A 15,333-nucleotide genomic window follows, 5' to 3' on the forward strand; every position below is an offset into this window, starting at 1 on the left:
TGTCGCTCCGGCTCCCGCTCCGGCTGTCGCTCCCGCCTAGTGGGTGTACGCGGCGATCGAGATGCCCACGTAGTGGGCGACGAAGGCGGCCAGGGTCAGGGAGTGGAAGACCTCGTGGAAGCCGAAGAAGCGCGGTGAGGGGTTCGGGCGCTTGATGCCGTAGATGACGCCGCCCACGCTGTAGAGGAGGCCGCCGACGACGACCAGGACCAGGACGGCGATGCCGCCGGTGCGCATGAAGTCGGGGAGGAAGAAGACCGCGGCCCAGCCCATGGCGATGTAGCAGGGCGTGTAGAGCCAGCGCGGGGCGCCGACCCAGAAGACGCGGAAGGCGATGCCGGCCGCGGCCGCGATCCAGACCGCCCACAGCAGGGTTCGCCCGGTGGAGTCGGGCAGCAGCAGCACGGTCAGCGGGGTGTACGTGCCCGCGATGATCAGGAAGATGTTGGCGTGGTCGAGCCGCCGGAGGATGGCCTCGCCGCGCGGGCCCCACGTACCGCGGTGGTACACGGCGCTGACTCCGAAGAGCAGGCACGCGGTGAGGATGTACACCCCGCAGGCCACCCGGGCCCGGGTGGAGTCGGTGAAGGCCATCAGGACGAGGCCGGCGATCACCACGGCGGGGAACATGCCGGTGTGGAGCCAGCCGCGCATGAGCGGCTTGGTCTCCTGATCGGCGGTTTCGACCATCGGAGCGGCCACGGCAGCGGCGTCGGAAGTCATGCCGAACATGCTACCTACGGTTGCGTAGGTTTCCGTTAGTGCGCTTTACGGAAGATTGACCGGAGTGGCGATGCTCACGTGAGAGGCCCCCTGGACATATGCGCACACGCACCGGATGATCAGATGAGTGCGGTCGACACCGGATGAGCGGAGCGCGAAGCGTCCGGGTCGCGGCCCCCACGGGGCAATCACAAATCAAACCCCTCAACAAGGAGCGATCGTGGCGCGCGACATCGCGGCTGGCACCACCACTTCCGACGTCCCCACCAAGCACCAGGAGCTCATCTCCTGGGTCGGTGACATCGCAGCCCTCACCCAGCCCGACCGCATCGTCTGGTGTGACGGTTCGGAGGCCGAGTACGAGGCCCTCTGCGAGGAGCTCGTCTCCAAGGGCACCTTCAAGAAGCTGGACCCGGCCAAGCGCCCGAACTCGTACTACGCCGCCTCCGACCCCTCCGACGTCGCGCGCGTCGAGGACCGGACCTTCATCTGCTCCGAGAAGGAGGAGGACGCGGGCCCGACCAACCACTGGAAGGCCCCTTCCGAGATGAAGGCCCTTTTCACCGGTGAGGGCGAGGAGGGCGGCATCTTCCGCGGTTCCATGAAGGGCCGCACGATGTACGTCGTCCCCTTCTGCATGGGCCCCCTCGGCTCGGAGCTCTCCGCCATCGGCGTCGAGATCACCGACTCCGCCTACGTCGCCGTCGCCATGCGCACCATGACCCGCATGGGCCAGGCCGTCCTCGACGAGCTCGGCACCGACGGGTTCTTCGTCAAGGCCGTCCACACCCTGGGCGCTCCGCTCGCCGAGGGCGAGGCCGACGTGCCGTGGCCGTGCAACACCACCAAGTACATCTCGCACTTCCCCGAGACCCGCGAGATCTGGTCCTACGGCTCGGGCTACGGCGGCAACGCCCTGCTCGGCAAGAAGTGCTACGCCCTGCGCATCGCGTCCGTCATGGCCCGCGACGAGGGCTGGCTCGCCGAGCACATGCTGATCCTCAAGCTCACCCCGCCGGCCGGCGAAGCGAAGTACATCGCCGCTGCCTTCCCCTCCGCCTGCGGCAAGACCAACCTCGCCATGCTGGAGCCCACCATCCCCGGCTGGACCGTGGAGACCGTCGGCGACGACATCGCCTGGATGCGCTTCGGCGAGGACGGCCGCCTCTACGCGATCAACCCCGAGGCCGGCTTCTTCGGCGTCGCCCCCGGCACCGGCGAGCACACCAACGCCAACGCCATGAAGACCATGTACGCGAACACCGTCTTCACCAACGTCGCGCTCACCCCCGACGGCTCCGACGTCTGGTGGGAGGGCATGACCGAAGAGGCGCCCGCGCACCTGATCGACTGGAAGGGCAACGCCTGGACCCCGGAGAGCGACACGCCGGCGGCCCACCCCAACGCCCGCTTCGCCGTCCCGGCCTCGCAGTGCCCGACGATCGCCCCCGAGTGGGAGGACCCCAAGGGCGTCCCGATCTCCGCGATCCTCTTCGGCGGCCGCCGCGCCTCCGCGGTGCCGCTGGTCACCGAGTCCTTCGACTGGAACCACGGCGTCTTCATCGGCTCGAACATCGCCTCCGAGAAGACCGCCGCCGCCGAGGGCAAGGTCGGCGAGCTGCGCCGCGACCCCTTCGCCATGCTGCCGTTCTGCGGCTACAACATGGGCGACTACATGGGTCACTGGGTCGACGTGGCCAAGGACAAGGACCAGTCCAAGCTCCCGAAGATCTACTACGTGAACTGGTTCCGCAAGAACGACGCGGGCAAGTTCGTGTGGCCCGGCTTCGGCGAGAACAGCCGCGTCCTGAAGTGGATCGTCGAGCGCCTCGACGGCGCCGCCGAGGGCGTGGAGACCCCGATCGGCATCCTGCCGACCGTCGCCTCCCTGGACACCGACGGCCTGGACCTGCCCGCCGCCGACCTGGAGTTCCTGCTCACGGTCGACAAGGAGGTCTGGCGCGACGAGGCCTCCCTGGTCCCGGCGCACCTGAACACCTACGGCGACCACACGCCGAAGGAACTGTGGGAGCAGTACGAGGCGCTCGTCGAGCGCCTGGGCTGATCCCACCCCCCGCCGGGCGACCGGCACCGCCGAAGAACTCCTGCGGCCGGCTGTCCCCGGCCACGGGTTGACGCGGGATTCCCCGATCTAGGTTTCCCTGCGGCCTTCCAGATAGGTCGTGTGCGTCTGCTGGCGGCGGGCCTCCGTTTCACGGAGGTCCGCCGTCATGCGTTCCGCCTCCTCGCGCAACAGCGTCAGCTGCCGCTCCAGGTGGCGCTCGGGCGATTCACCGCCCGCCGTCAGCCGGGTCCACCACCGGGTCCGGTTGTAGGTGTCCACGCACTCCGGCACGTCCGTGCGGATGGCCCGGGTCAGCGCGTGCACCGCCTCCGGGTCGGCGGCGAGCACGCCCGCCACCCAGCCCGGCTCCAGCATCGCCGCGTACAGGTCCAGCAGTCCGGCCAGCACCCCGGCGGGCTCCGACGGCAGGTCCACCTCGCCGACGTACTCCTGGAGCCGCGCGAAGTCCTCCCGTACGAAGCCCAGTTGCTCGGCGAGCTCCGGCGGCACCGGCGGCGCCGGTACCTCCGGCGGGGCGACGAGCGCGCCCGCCCCGTACAGCCCGGCCACCACCAGCGGCCAGTACGTGCCGGCCACCCCGGTGAGGGTCAGACCCACCCCGAACAGTCCGCAGGCGCTGCCGGCCAGGTTCTTCTTCGACTCGAGGTATCCGAGAGCCTTGCCGGTAGCTGTGTCGGTAGCCCTACTGGTAGCCACGGATCTCCTCGAATGCTCCGTCCAGCGAACCGTTTCCGTCGGTGGCGTCGAAGAGCCGCCCGCCGGTCAGCTCGGTGATGTGGGCGAGTTCCTTGCGGTCCGAGTCGCCGAACAGCACCGCGAACACCGGGGTGTGCTTCTGCGCCTCGGGCAGCCCCGCGTAGAAGGCGTCGAACTGCTTGGCCCCGGCGCCGGCGGTGTTCTCGCCGTCCGTCATCAGCACGATCGAGGTGAAGGCGTCCGCGGTGCCCTTGCCGAGCTGCTGGTACGCCGCCTGCAGACTGCTGTAGATCGCCGTGCCCCCGTCCGGCTGCAGCGACTTCACGTCTCCCCGGATCGCGTCCAGCGCGGGCCCGGCGTTGCCCGGCTCGACCGTGTGCGTCAGCACCTTCTTCACCTTGTCGCCGAAGGGCAGCAGCGTGACCTCCTCACGGTCCCGGAACCGCTCCCCGGTACCCGAACTCCCCGTCCCCGTCAGGTCGGTGAGCGCCGCCTTCAGCCGGCCGATCCGGTCCTCCTCGGCCATCGACCCCGAGGTGTCCAGCACGTACACCGTGCGCGAGGGGCGGCGCAGTTCGTTCTCGTAGCTGGCCAGCAGCCCGTCCGCCACCGAGCGGGTGCCGGGGAAGGGGAGCTCGCGCCGCTTGTCCGGGTTCAGCCCGGCCGCCGGGGCCACCCCGGCCGCGACGGGCCGCCGGAAGGTCTTCTCCGTGATCGCCTTCTGCGCCTCGGTGCCCCGCAGGTACTCGGTCAGCACCCGCCCCGACTCGCGGGCCCCGGCCGGGGCCGAGGTCAGCAGGGTCAGCGGGTAGTGGGCCGTGACCACGCCGTCGAGCGGCCGGATCACCGTCAGGTTCGTCTTCGCGTCCCGGTTCATGGACAGCAGCACCGACTCGTAGTTCACCAGCGCGTCCACGTCCCCGCGCTGCTTGTACGCCGAAGCCAGCCAGCCCGAGGAGCCCGACGTCAGCTTCTGCCCGGTGAAGAACCCCTTCAGCATCGGCTGCGCCTTCGCCACGTCGGCGTCGGTCAGCGCCGCCTGGGCGCCGGAAAGCCCGGAGGCCACCGAAATCAGGGCGGAGAAACCGGAGTTGGAACGCACCGGGTCGGTCATCCCGTACGTCAGCTTCCCGGCGGCCACGGCCTCGTGGACCGCCGACCAGGTCACCGACTCCGGCTTCCAGCCGAGCCGCGCCAGGGCCTCGGGCTTCACGCCGAGGGCGACGGGCGAGGACATCAGCGGGGTCTCGCTCGACAGCTTGCCCGCGGCCTCGGGCCGCAGCCGCAGGTAGTCGTTGGAGGACAGCCAGACGGCGTCGTACGCGCCGTCCGCCTTGCCGGAGGCGATCTGCTCGACCGCGTCGAGGGTGCCCGACATGGTCAGCTCCACGCCCACCCCGGTGGCGGCCTTCGCCGCCTTCAGCACCTCGTCCATGTCGGACAGCTCGCTGGAGGCCAGCACGCGGAGCTTGCCCTCCTGGTACGCGGTCTGCTTCGGCGCGGGGTGGTCGGGGCTCTCCGAGCAGGCGCTCGCCCCGAGCAGGGTGGCGGCCAGGGCCACCGCCGCGGCGAGCCGTCTGCGCAGCACGGCGCCGCGGATGCTCATGGCGTTCATCGGGCATCGCCGCCTTCCAGGGCGCTCGCGGTACGGGTGCGCGCCAGGTACGCGGAGGCGTGCTGGAGTTCACCGGTCAGGGACTCCACGGTGGCGGCCATGTTCTCGGTCGCCTGCACCTTGAAGGTGTCGATGGTGTCGAGCGTCTTGTAGATCTGGGCGAAGGCCGTCCGCAGCGTCTCCGCACCCACGGCCGGGTCGGCGGCGATCCGCTGGATCTCCCCGCTCTGCGTGGACAGCATCTCCGCGTTGCCGCGGATCAGGCCCTCGGTGGTGTCGCGCAGGGTGTTGATCTGCTGGATCACCTCGCCCTGGGTGTTCAGGGCCTGCGCCAGCATCACGGCGATCCGCAGCGCGGACACCGTGGTGGTCGCGGCCCGGTCGACGCCCTTGATCAGCTCTTCGTTGTTGCGCCGGACCACGTCCATCGCCAGGTAGCCCTGCGCGCAGACGGCCAGCTGGGTCAGCAGGTCCTGGTGCTTCTGCCGTACGGGGAACAGCACGTCCGCGCGCAGCGCGTCGGCCTGCTGTGGATCGCTCTGGCCGGCGATCCGCTGCTCCACGGCCGCGTCCAGGGCCTCGGTGAGCACCGCGTACTCCTGGAGCTTGCCCATGGTCTCCCACAGCCGGGCGCGCTCGGTGTGCAGGGCGGCGTTGTCGCGGCGCAGCTCGTCCTGGCCGCCGCGCAGCGCGCCCACGATCCGGTTGAGGGTGGTCTGCGAGGAGGCGTACTTGGCCACGTGGTCGCGGAACTTGTTGCCGCCGGGCAGCTTGGAGAGGAGCTTGCGCACTCCCTTACCCGATCCGGCGGAACTCGCACTGGGGTCCAAGTCCTCGACTGTGCGGCGCAGTTCGACGAGCGAGCCCGCGACGCGGGCCTGGGCGTCGCCGCCGCCGTCCGCGCCGAGGGAGCGTACGGCCCGCTCCAGCATCCGGTTGGACTGCTGGGCGGCCCCGCGAATGTCGGCGGCGCCGAGGCCGGTGATCTCCCCGATGCGGGTCGCGAAATCGGGGGAGCGGCTGTCGATGCCGGCCAGCGAGCCGACGTACTCCCCGGCCCGGCGGGCCATCTCCTCGCGCACCCCGTCCTGGAGCGGTACCAGGCCGGAGGCCTGCTCGCGCTTGACGGGGGCCACGGGTTCGGGGGCGGTGAGGACGAGCGGCCCTTCTTCGGGCGGTGTCAGCGTCATGATCTTCTGCTCCCCCTATCCCTTGGCGCGCGCGGCCAGCGCCATCAGGACCTTGACGGTCGGTGCGCCGACCTGGCGGATGCCGGTCAGCCCCGGGTTGAGGTACGCGGTGTGCGGCGCGGTGGCCGCGGTGAACTCGGCCACCCCCTCCGTCGGCCGGAACCCGTGGCGGACCACGAGCGAGCGCAGCTTCGGGTCGGTGGCCAGCAGGGAGCCGAGCTCCTTGGCCTTCTCGCTGATCGGCACGAAGGTGTGCGGGGAGTTGACGGTGGTGTCGGGGTAGAGCACCACCATGTCGCCGACGTCCCCCGTTGCCTGCTTCTGCTGGAGCAGACTCGCCACCTGGGACTCGTAGGCCAGGATCAGCGGCTCGCCGCTGCCGCTGATGAAGGAGCGGAAGGGGTCGTCCGTGCTCTGCTCCAGGGCGCCCTGGACGGAGACCAGCTTCTTCATCAGGGGCGCGGTCCGGTCGATGCCGGCGTCGTCCGAGACGACGGTCGCGTTGTTGGCGACGTTCGAGGCGGTGGCGAGGAAGAGCGCGCCCGAGTTGGAGGTGGTGGGATCGGTGGTCTTGACGAACACCGTGCCGGCCAGCTCGGGATAGGCGCTCGTCCCGCCCTGGAGCGCCTGCCACGTCTTGTCCTCGGCGGCGGCCTTCAGGAAGGGGCCGAGGAGGAGGGTGCCGGAGTTCTTGGCGGTCATCCTCGCGAGGCCGTGGCCGGCGAGGACCTTGGCGGCGTTCGCGCGGGCGATGACGACGAGCGGGGAGAAGAAGGGCTTGCTGATCTGCGCGCCCTTCACCCCGGCCGCCGCCTCGATCTCCGTGGCCGGTTCACTGCTGCTGGGGAAGGCGAAGTCGAATTCCTTCAGGGCGAGTTGGTCCATCGCCCAGGAACCCGAGGTTTCGGTCTTCACGGTGTAGCCCTTGTCCGCAAGGGCCTTGACGACGTCGGGGTCGCGGAAGAACTCGGACTTCTCCGAACCGATGACGCCACGCACGGTCTTCGTTGCCGTGCCCTCCGGCTTCTTTCCCCCGATGGCGATGGCGGCTATCACGCCGCCGACCAGGAGGACCGCCAGGGCGATTCCTAGGATGCGTCTCACGGGTGCAGAGTGCTCGCGGAAACCCACATTCCGCGCGGAGTTGAATGAACGCGAGGTGACCAGGCGGTCCCACTTCGAAATGCTGTGTGGGCCCGTGAGTGCTGGTGACCGGGGCGGGGGGCCGGGAGGATCGTGCCATGGGCGTGAGCGCGTTGAAGTGGCAGGGCTGGTTGGTTGCCCTGGTGTTCGTGGCGGGACTGCTGGTCTTCGCCCCGCTGGGGCTGTACGTGTGGGCGGGCGGGCGGCCCGCGGTGCGGCCGGCGGGGGCCGCGCCGGACGACGTCCGGATCACCGACTGCCGGATCGACCCGACGAGCCGCCGCGTGGTCGCCTCGGTCGAGGCGGTCAACGGCTACCCGGAGCCGGGGTCCTACGTGGTCACCGTGGAATTCCGCGAACCCCCGGCCCCGACCCTGGCCCCGCCGGGTGGCGCGGATACCCCGGGCGGCGGGGGTGGCCGGGCTGTCCGGGGTGGGCCGTCTGCCCTGGGTGCTCCGGGTACCTCGGGTGCCCCAGCTGTTCGGGGTGGGCCGTCTGTTCCGGGTGCTCCGACTGGCCAGGGCGCTCCGGGTGCTGACTCGACTGGCCCGGCCGGGCAGGGGGCCGCAGGTGTTCCGGTCGCCCGGGGGCCGCAGGTGTTGGTGAGGATCCCGGGTGTCCGTCCGGCTGCGACGGAGCGGGCGGAGGCCGTCGGCCCGGTCTGGCCCCCGGCCACGATCCCCTGGTGCGGCGTCGCGGCTGCGGAGTTTGCCCCAGCCCCACCCTTCGCCCGTTCCCTGGGGCTCCGCCCCAGCCCCCGCGCCTCAAACGCCGGCGAGGCTGAACCTCCCGCCACCCGGCAGCCCAGCACCCCCGGCTAGGCCATCCACGCCGCTCCGCGGCAGTCCGGGCCCCTGCCTCCGCCGGTTAGGTCATCCACGCCGCTGCGCGGCAGCCGGACGTCCCCAGGCACCCCCGGCTCCGCCGACTAGGTCGGCCACGTCGCTCGGCGGCAGCCCGGGCACCCCCGGCTCCGCCGGCTAGGTCGGCCACCTTGGTCCGCGGCAGCCCGGCGGCCCCGGCTCTGTCGGCTAGGGCAGCGATGCCGCTGTGCGGCGGCGGCCTGGCGTGCCAAGCCCCGTGGACGAGGCCGGACGTGCGGATGCCCGGCGGTCCGGGCATCCTCGGCTCCGCCGCCGAGGCCGACCAGTCGCTGTGCGGCGGCCTGGGCATCCTCGGGTTCGCCGGTGGGCTGGACATGCCGCTGCGCGGCAGCCTGACGGTCCGGGGATTCTCAGCCCCGCCGGCGTTTGAGGCGCGGGTCCGGGCGGAGCCCGGGGAACGGGCGAAGGGCGGGTAGGGGACAAACCCCGCAGGGCCCGGCCCCGCGGCGCGGGCGGCGCGGCCGGGCAGGATCGGCCCGCCGGTCAGGCCCATCCGCTGGTCTGCCCCATCAGCCGGGCAGGGGCGGACAGGCCAGACGGGATTCAGCTTTGCTGCGCAGGGCCCGGCTCCACTGTGCGGGGGCGGCACGGTTGCGGGATCACCCGCCGGTCAGGGGCGGACGGGCCAGGCAGGACCCGTGCTCCGCTGCGCGGGGGCGTCACGGCGGGCAGGGCTGAGGTGGGCCTCCGGCCAGGGGTCACCCGCCGGGTCGGGCCATCCGCTGGCCTGGAGCATCCGCCGAGCTGGGGCATCCACCGAGCCGGGGTCGGCCCGTCGGGCAGGGGCGGGGCGGCCGGTGGCCCGAGGCGGGTTGCCCCGTGAGGTGTGGCGCCCGGTCCGGAGCCTGCGCGGCCCCGGACCGGGGCCGTCAGTGGGCGCCGACGAGGTCGAGCGCGGCGGCGTGCGCGTCCATGCGCTCGGCGGCGAGGATCGCGACCGTGGTGTCGGCGCGGGACGCGGCGACGAGCAGGGCGCGGGCGGCGAGGTCGTGGGCGCGCTGGTGCAGCGCGGCGGCGTCCTCGGTGCCGGGCTCCCGGCCGGGGCGCTGGGCCGCGCGGGCGGGCTGGGAGCCGCGCAGGCGGGTCACCTGGGCGGCGATGACCGCGGCGGCCTCGTCGAGGCCGAGCTCGTCGGTCACGGTGAGCAGCGCCGCGAGGTGCCCGGCGAGCTGGATGTCCAGGGCTTCGGCGCGGCTGCTGCGCGGGTAGTCGCTGCGGTGGGCGCCTATGCGGGGGTCGACCGCCTTGGTGCGAATCGGCTCGTACATGGAGGCCTCCTGCGTGGTCAGGAGACCATCCTACATTGGATTCGTTCTAAAGTTGAGCTGAATCTTGCTCACGTGCGTCAGGTTGAATGTGTCTCGAATCTGCCTTGTGGCGGCCGAAGGGCGCGATCACGCTGCTGCTTTCGGCATCCGTACGGGTGAACCTATTGCGGGCCGACGTTTGTGATGTTCAGAGTGGGTGGGAATGGCTGGGTTTGCGGACATGCCGGGCGTGTCAAAGGTGTCGGACGGATCGGGCATATCCGGGGTCGAGGATCTGGTCAGGAGTGATGCCGCGCTCCTGGAGGACGACCTGGCCGCCTTCCTGGCCTCGCTGACCACCCCGCCCGCGCGGCAGGGGCAGGGGTCGTCCGCGACCGATTCGTTGTACGACGCCGTGCTGGGCCGGTCCCTGTACGCGCCGGTCGCCGACGCCGTCGGCTCCAAGGTGGGCCAGGAGGCGCTGGCGCCCGCCGCGGGGGCGCCCGCGGGCCGGGCCCCGCTGCGGCCCTCGATGGTGTTCTGGGCCTACCGGAACTACCGGGGGTTCCCCGGAGAGGCCGGCGAGGAGGACTCCGGGGCGGACCTGGCCGCCGTGCGCCGCGCGGCCGTGGCCGTGCGCGTGCTGCTGAAGGCGGCGGTCGCCCTCGACGACATCCAGGACGGCAGCGGCATCCGCTACGGCGAGCCCGCGCTCCACGTCACCCACGGCATCCCGCTCGCCCTCAACACGGGCTCGCTGCTGATCACCGCGGCACTGGAGCACGCGGCCGAGCCGGCCGTCGTACGGAGCCTGCTGGAGTCGGTCCGCCGGGGTCTCACGGGCCAGGCCGTCGACGTCTCCACGCGCACCGCGCTCACCCGTGCCGAGCTGGTGGCCGCGCCCCTCGGTGAGCGGATCGCCTTCTGGGAGTCGATGGCCGCGCTCAAGACGGGCACCCTGTTCTGGATGCCGCTGGACGCGGCGGTGGCGGCCCTGGGCGTCGTGGAGGACGAGCGGCGGGTCCTGGACGAGGCCATGCGCGACCTGGGGCTGGCCAGCCAGCTGTTCAACGACCTGACCGACTTCGTGCCCGGGTACGGCGGCCGCCAGACCCACGAGGACTTCGGCCAGCTGAGCAACCGGGTCTTCCTCGAACTGCTCGACTCGGCCCCCGCCGGTCTGCGCTCCTCGGGCGAGCTCGTGGGGGCGCGGCTGAAGGAGTTCGTGCTCGGTCACCCCGACCTGGGCGAGACGCTCCTGCGCCTCGCGGCGGAGGCGGTGGAGCTGAAGCGCTCGGCGATGGAGGCGGTGCGCGGCGTGTGCCGTTCCGAGCGGAGCGCGCGCTACTTCGACGTGACGATCGAACGCAAGGGCCACCTCATCGACCGGCTGCACGCCACGCTGCTGAAGGGCGAAGACGCATGAGTCCCACGGAGGGCCACTCGGTGGTCGAGCGCATACGGGCGAGCACCCGCGGCTGGCACGAGGACCTGGAGGGCACGCCCTTCTCCCGCGCGATGCTCGCCGGAACGCTCCCGCTCGACCGCTACGTCGACCAGCTCGCCGCCTACCGCACGGTCCTGGCGGCCCTGGAGGGCGAACTCTCCCGCGCCGCCGACCCGCGCCTGGCCTCGGTGTGGTCGGCGGACCTGGTCAAGCTCTCCCACATCGACCGCGACCTGATGTACTTCGCCGAGGACGGGGTCTTCCCGGCGTCCACCGCGGCCGCACCCGCGGACGCCTTCGCGCGCGAGATCCGCGGCGCCGCCGCCTCGGACCCGCTGGCCCTGCTCGGGTTCCTCTACGTACTGGAGGGCTCCACGCTCGGCGGCATGATCCTGCGCCGGTACGTTGCCGAGGCCTACGGGCTGCGCGACACGGACGGCGTGGCGTACTACGCCAGCGGTGACCGCGAGCGCTGGGCCGGTTTCACGGCGCGGCTGAACGGGGCGCTCGCCGGGCCGGGGGAGCCGGACCGGGTGATCACCGCCACCGCGCGGGCCTACCACCACGTTGCCGCGATCTCCGTGGCACTGTCCGCGGGACTGCCCGCAGCCCCGTAGAACGGCGCGGCCCCCGCGCGCGGCCCGTGGGTACGGGGCTGCGTGCGGGGGCCGTCGGGCCGGGGCCGTCCTACGGCTGGCTGTAGCCGTCGAGGAAGTTCCCGATGCGGGTGACCGCGTCCGCGAGGTCCTTCGCGTTGGGCAGGGTGACGATCCGGAAGTGGTCGGGCTCGGGCCAGTTGAAGCCCGTACCGTGCACGACCATGATCTTCTCCTCGCGGAGCAGATCGAGGACCATCTGCCGGTCGTCCTTGATCTTGTAGACGGACGGGTCCAGCTTCGGGAACAGGTACAGCGCGCCCTTGGGCTTCACGCAGGTGATGCCGGGGATCTGCGTCAGCAGCTCGTACGCGGTGTCGCGCTGCTCCAGGATCCGCCCGCCGGGCAGCACCAGGTCGTTGATCGACTGCCGTCCGCCGAGCGCGGTGGCGATGGCGTGCTGGGAGGGCATGTTGGCGCAGAGCCGCATGTTCGCCAGGATCGTCAGGCCCTCGATGTACGACGAGGCGTGCTTCTTGGGCCCGCACACCGCCATCCAGCCGGACCGGTAGCCGGCGACGCGGTAGTTCTTCGAGAGCCCGTTGAAGGTGAGCGTCAGCAGGTCCGGCGCGATGACGGCGGTGTTGGTGTGCGTGGCGCCGTCGTAGAGGATCCGGTCGTAGATCTCGTCGGAGCAGACGACCAGGTTGTGGCGGCGCGCGATGTCCGTGAGCCCGCGCAGCATCTCGTCGTCGTAGACGGCGCCGGTCGGGTTGTTCGGGTTGATGATCACGATGGCGCGGGTCCGGTCGGTGACCTTGCGCTCGATGTCGGCGAGGTCCGGCATCCAGTCGGACTGCTCGTCGCAGCGGTAGTGCACGGCGGTACCGCCGGCGAGGCTCACGGACGCGGTCCACAGCGGGTAGTCCGGCGCCGGGACGAGCACCTCGTCGCCGTCGTCGAGCAGCGCCTGCATCGACATCTGGATCAGCTCGGAGACTCCGTTGCCGATGTAGATGTCCTCGACGTCCAGGTCGATGCCCTTGGTCTGGTAGTGCTGCATGACCGCGCGGCGCGCCGAGAGCAGGCCCTTCGCGTCCCCGTAGCCGTGGGCGTTGCCCAGGTTGCGGAGCATGTCCTCAAGGATCTCCGGCGGGCACTCGAAGCCGAAGGCCGCGGGGTTGCCGGTGTTGAGCTTGAGGATGCGATGACCTGCTGCTTCGAGCCGCATCGCCTCTTCGAGGACGGGTCCGCGGATCTCGTAGCAGACATTGGCGAGTTTCGTTGACTGGATCACCTGCATGACGGGAGCTTACGGCTCCGGGTGCGGGCGCGCCCCGCTATTCGTGCCGGAACGGAGGGCCGGGCGGCGGCCCGTTATGTCCCCTTTCGCGCAAAGCTTGGGTGCGGGCGTCGAGACCCCTTGGAAATCGGGGCCGGTACACCGTTCCGGCCTGCGGAATGGGTGGGCCGGGCCGAGGGCGCCGCAACGGTGTTGCGCTCGTCACCCTCTCGGCTCCTAAGGTGACCGCGGCGCGCGACGGTGATCAAGGAGAGCGGGGCATGCGGGAGATGGACGACGCGGGAGCGGGCGGCACGGGAGCGGGCGGCCCGAAGGCGGACCTCGCCTCGGTGCTGCGCTTCGCGACGGAGCTGTGCGCCTGGGTGGCGGCCCCGTGGGCGCTGGCCGGCTGGTCGGTGACGGCGGCGGTGGCGAGCGTGGTGCTGCTGATCGCACTGCCCACGGTGTTCTCGACCCCGGGGGACAAGGCGCAGGTGATCGTCGCGGTCCCGGGCGGGGTGACGATCGCGCTGGTGCTGCTCCAGCTCGTCGTGGCCGTGGCGGCGTCCTGGTCCGCCTGGCCCGCAGGGGCGGCGGCCTCGGTGACGGCCCTCGCGGGGGCCTGCCTGTTCACGGAGCGCTCCCGGTGGCGCGGACTGCTGGCACCGGCGCGGGCCTGAGGGACCTCGGACGCGAAACCCGGGGGCCGCGGACACGCGGAAAAGGGGCGGGGCACCACCGGTCGGTCGGTGGTGCCCCGCCCCCGCTCTCGGGGTGGTGCTCAGGCCGCGACGGGCATCGCGGTGGCGCCGGAGCGGATCCGGCGGACTCGGCCCTGGGCGTCCAGGTGCTGGAGGTCCCGGTGGATGGTCATCCGGCTGACACCCAGCTCCCGTACGAGATCGGCGACCCGTACGCGGCCCCTGGCCCGCACCGCTCCCGCGATCAGCTCGCGCCGCTCCTCGCACGGCGTTCCCTGCCCGGGAGTGCGCTGCGCCGCGGGCACGGTTACTTCGCCTCGGCCTTGAGGATCTCGGCGAGCTCCTCGTCGGACTCGCGGCCCGGCGTCGGCAGGTTCCACTTGGTGATCGCGAAGCGGAAGATGAAGTAGTACAGCGCCGCGAAGCAGAGTCCGATGCCGGCCAGGCCCCACGGGTTCGACGCGATGCCGAGGTTGAGGAAGAAGTCGATCGCGCCGGCCGAGAAGCCGAAGCCGTCCTTCATGCCGAGCGACCAGGTCAGTGCCATGGACACACCGGTCAGGACCGCGTGGATCGCGTACAGCACCGGGGCGATGAACATGAAGGTGAACTCGATCGGCTCGGTGATGCCCGTGACGAAGGCGGTGAGCGCGAGGGAGAACATCATGCCGCCGACGACCTTGCGGCGCTCGGGGCGCGCACAGTGGACGATCGCGAGGCAGGCCGCCGGGAGGGCGAACATCATGATCGGGAAGAAGCCGGTCATGAACTGTCCGGCGGTCGGGTCGCCGGCGAGGAAGCGGGCGATGTCGCCGTGCTTGCCGTCGAACTCGCCCGCCTGGAACCACGGGAAGGAGTTCAGCAGGTGGTGCATGCCGACCGGGATCAGCGCACGGTTGGCGACACCGAAGATGCCCGCGCCGACGGCGCCGGAGTTGACCAGCCACTCGCCGAAGCCGTGGATGCCCTTGCCGAGGACCGGCCAGATCAGGCCCATGACGATGCCGATGACCAGACCCGCGAGGGAGGAGAGGATCGGGACGAGGCGGCGGCCGCCGAAGAAGCCCGCCCAGTCCGGCAGCTTGGTCCGGTAGAACTTCTGGTACAGCAGGGCCACGACGATGCCCATGATCACACCGCCGAGGACGCCGGCGTTGACGGGCGCCTCGACCAGGGCGACCTTGTGGTCGACGACCGCCTCGATCTTCGGCACGTTGCCGTCGGTGAAGGTGCCCAGCACCTTCGAGAAGACCAGGTAACCCGCGACGGCCGCGAGGCCGGTGGAGCCGTCGGCCTTCTTCGCGTAGCCCACCGCGATGCCCACGGCGAAGAGCAGCGCCAGGTTGTCGAAGATGGCCCCGCCGCCGGCGGCCATGTACTTGGCGATCTCGTTGCACCAGCCCGGCAGGGACGCGCTGCCCAGCATGTCCTCCTGGCCGAAGCGCATCAGCAGCGCGGCGGCCGGCAGCACGGCGATCGGCAGCATCAGGCTGCGGCCGAGGCGCTGCATGACCGCCATGGCGGCGGAGTTCTTCTTGGCAGACGGGGCCGTCTGCTCGGCTGTACTCACGGTTGCTTCCTCCAGAGGAAACGGGGTGTGTTGCCAAGGCAGGCAGCGCTTGTGTGGGCTGGGCAACAGCGAAGGAAAATGCGCCGTTTGCAGCGCGATGTTCCAGTTGTAACACGGTTAAAACCACATAAACCCATGGTCGAACAGACTGCG

At 71.3% G+C, this 15,333-nt stretch carries 14 protein-coding genes; 5 read left to right on the plus strand and 9 right to left on the minus strand.

The features are described from left to right. Positions 1-36: 36 nt before the first annotated feature. Positions 37-723 (minus strand): hemolysin III family protein, encoded by a 687-nt coding sequence (locus ACIA8F_RS03855; RefSeq protein ID WP_399376535.1) that lies wholly within the window; start codon positions 721-723, stop codon positions 37-39. 220 nt (positions 724-943) lie between these two features. Between ACIA8F_RS03855 and ACIA8F_RS03860 the strand changes: the two genes are divergently transcribed. Further along, a complete protein-coding gene (locus ACIA8F_RS03860; protein WP_399376536.1) occupies positions 944-2,788 on the plus strand; it encodes a phosphoenolpyruvate carboxykinase (GTP) in 1,845 nt (614 codons plus the stop codon). A gap of 87 nt (positions 2,789-2,875) precedes the next feature. Here the strand turns inward: ACIA8F_RS03860 and ACIA8F_RS03865 are convergent, their stop codons facing one another. Genes ACIA8F_RS03865 through ACIA8F_RS03880 form a run of 4 tightly spaced genes read right to left on the minus strand, consistent with a single transcriptional unit; the run spans position 2,876 to position 7,414 of the window. Continuing rightward, on the minus strand, positions 2,876-3,505 hold the full coding sequence (locus ACIA8F_RS03865; protein WP_399376537.1) for a hypothetical protein: 630 nt from the start codon (positions 3,503-3,505) through the stop codon (positions 2,876-2,878). Beyond that, complete coding sequence (locus tag ACIA8F_RS03870; RefSeq protein ID WP_399376539.1) at positions 3,492-5,120, minus strand: substrate-binding domain-containing protein; 1,629 nt, start codon at positions 5,118-5,120, stop codon at positions 3,492-3,494. The genes ACIA8F_RS03865 and ACIA8F_RS03870 overlap by 14 nt, the downstream gene beginning before the upstream one ends. After that, complete coding sequence (locus ACIA8F_RS03875) at positions 5,117-6,310, minus strand: toxic anion resistance protein (RefSeq protein WP_399376541.1); 1,194 nt, start codon at positions 6,308-6,310, stop codon at positions 5,117-5,119. Before ACIA8F_RS03875 ends, ACIA8F_RS03870 begins: the two co-directional genes overlap by 4 nt. Before the next feature lie 15 nt (positions 6,311-6,325). Further along, positions 6,326-7,414: a hypothetical protein gene (locus ACIA8F_RS03880; protein WP_399376542.1), complete on the minus strand. Its 1,089-nt coding sequence runs from the start codon at positions 7,412-7,414 to the stop codon at positions 6,326-6,328. A gap of 1,141 nt (positions 7,415-8,555) precedes the next feature. Here ACIA8F_RS03880 and ACIA8F_RS03885 point away from each other — a divergent pair. Beyond that, entirely contained in the window at positions 8,556-8,753 is a 198-nt protein-coding gene (locus ACIA8F_RS03885) for a hypothetical protein (RefSeq protein ID WP_399376543.1), read from the plus strand. 453 nt (positions 8,754-9,206) lie between these two features. Here the strand turns inward: ACIA8F_RS03885 and ACIA8F_RS03890 are convergent, their stop codons facing one another. After that, entirely contained in the window at positions 9,207-9,605 is a 399-nt protein-coding gene (locus ACIA8F_RS03890; RefSeq protein ID WP_399376544.1) for a hypothetical protein, read from the minus strand. Positions 9,606-9,825: 220 nt separating this feature from the next. Between ACIA8F_RS03890 and ACIA8F_RS03895 the strand changes: the two genes are divergently transcribed. Next, on the plus strand, positions 9,826-11,010 hold the full coding sequence (locus ACIA8F_RS03895; protein ID WP_399376545.1) for a polyprenyl synthetase family protein: 1,185 nt from the start codon (positions 9,826-9,828) through the stop codon (positions 11,008-11,010). After that, positions 11,007-11,648, plus strand: a complete 642-nt coding sequence (locus ACIA8F_RS03900; protein WP_399376546.1) for a biliverdin-producing heme oxygenase — start codon at positions 11,007-11,009, stop codon at positions 11,646-11,648. The genes ACIA8F_RS03895 and ACIA8F_RS03900 overlap by 4 nt, the downstream gene beginning before the upstream one ends. Positions 11,649-11,718: 70 nt before the next feature. Here ACIA8F_RS03900 and ACIA8F_RS03905 read toward each other — a convergent pair whose 3' ends face one another. After that, entirely contained in the window at positions 11,719-12,930 is a 1,212-nt protein-coding gene (locus tag ACIA8F_RS03905; protein WP_399376547.1) for a pyridoxal phosphate-dependent aminotransferase, read from the minus strand. A 260-nt stretch (positions 12,931-13,190) separates the two neighbouring features. Here ACIA8F_RS03905 and ACIA8F_RS03910 point away from each other — a divergent pair, with 260 nt between their 5' ends. Continuing rightward, positions 13,191-13,589 carry a hypothetical protein gene (locus ACIA8F_RS03910; protein WP_399376548.1) on the plus strand — a complete coding sequence of 133 codons (399 nt, stop codon included), beginning with the start codon at positions 13,191-13,193 and terminating at the stop codon, positions 13,587-13,589. 101 nt (positions 13,590-13,690) lie between these two features. On the opposite strand, the gene ACIA8F_RS03915 is transcribed toward ACIA8F_RS03910, so the two are convergent. Beyond that, complete coding sequence (locus tag ACIA8F_RS03915; protein ID WP_399376549.1) at positions 13,691-13,915, minus strand: DeoR family transcriptional regulator; 225 nt, start codon at positions 13,913-13,915, stop codon at positions 13,691-13,693. A gap of 2 nt (positions 13,916-13,917) precedes the next feature. Next, positions 13,918-15,129 carry a PTS transporter subunit EIIC gene (locus tag ACIA8F_RS03920; protein ID WP_399376642.1) on the minus strand — a complete coding sequence of 404 codons (1,212 nt, stop codon included), beginning with the start codon at positions 15,127-15,129 and terminating at the stop codon, positions 13,918-13,920. Between the last annotated feature and the right edge of the window lie 204 nt (positions 15,130-15,333).

It is taken from the genome of Streptomyces sp. NPDC051563, from assembly GCF_044454225.1.
Taxonomy (GTDB): domain Bacteria; phylum Actinomycetota; class Actinomycetes; order Streptomycetales; family Streptomycetaceae; genus Streptomyces.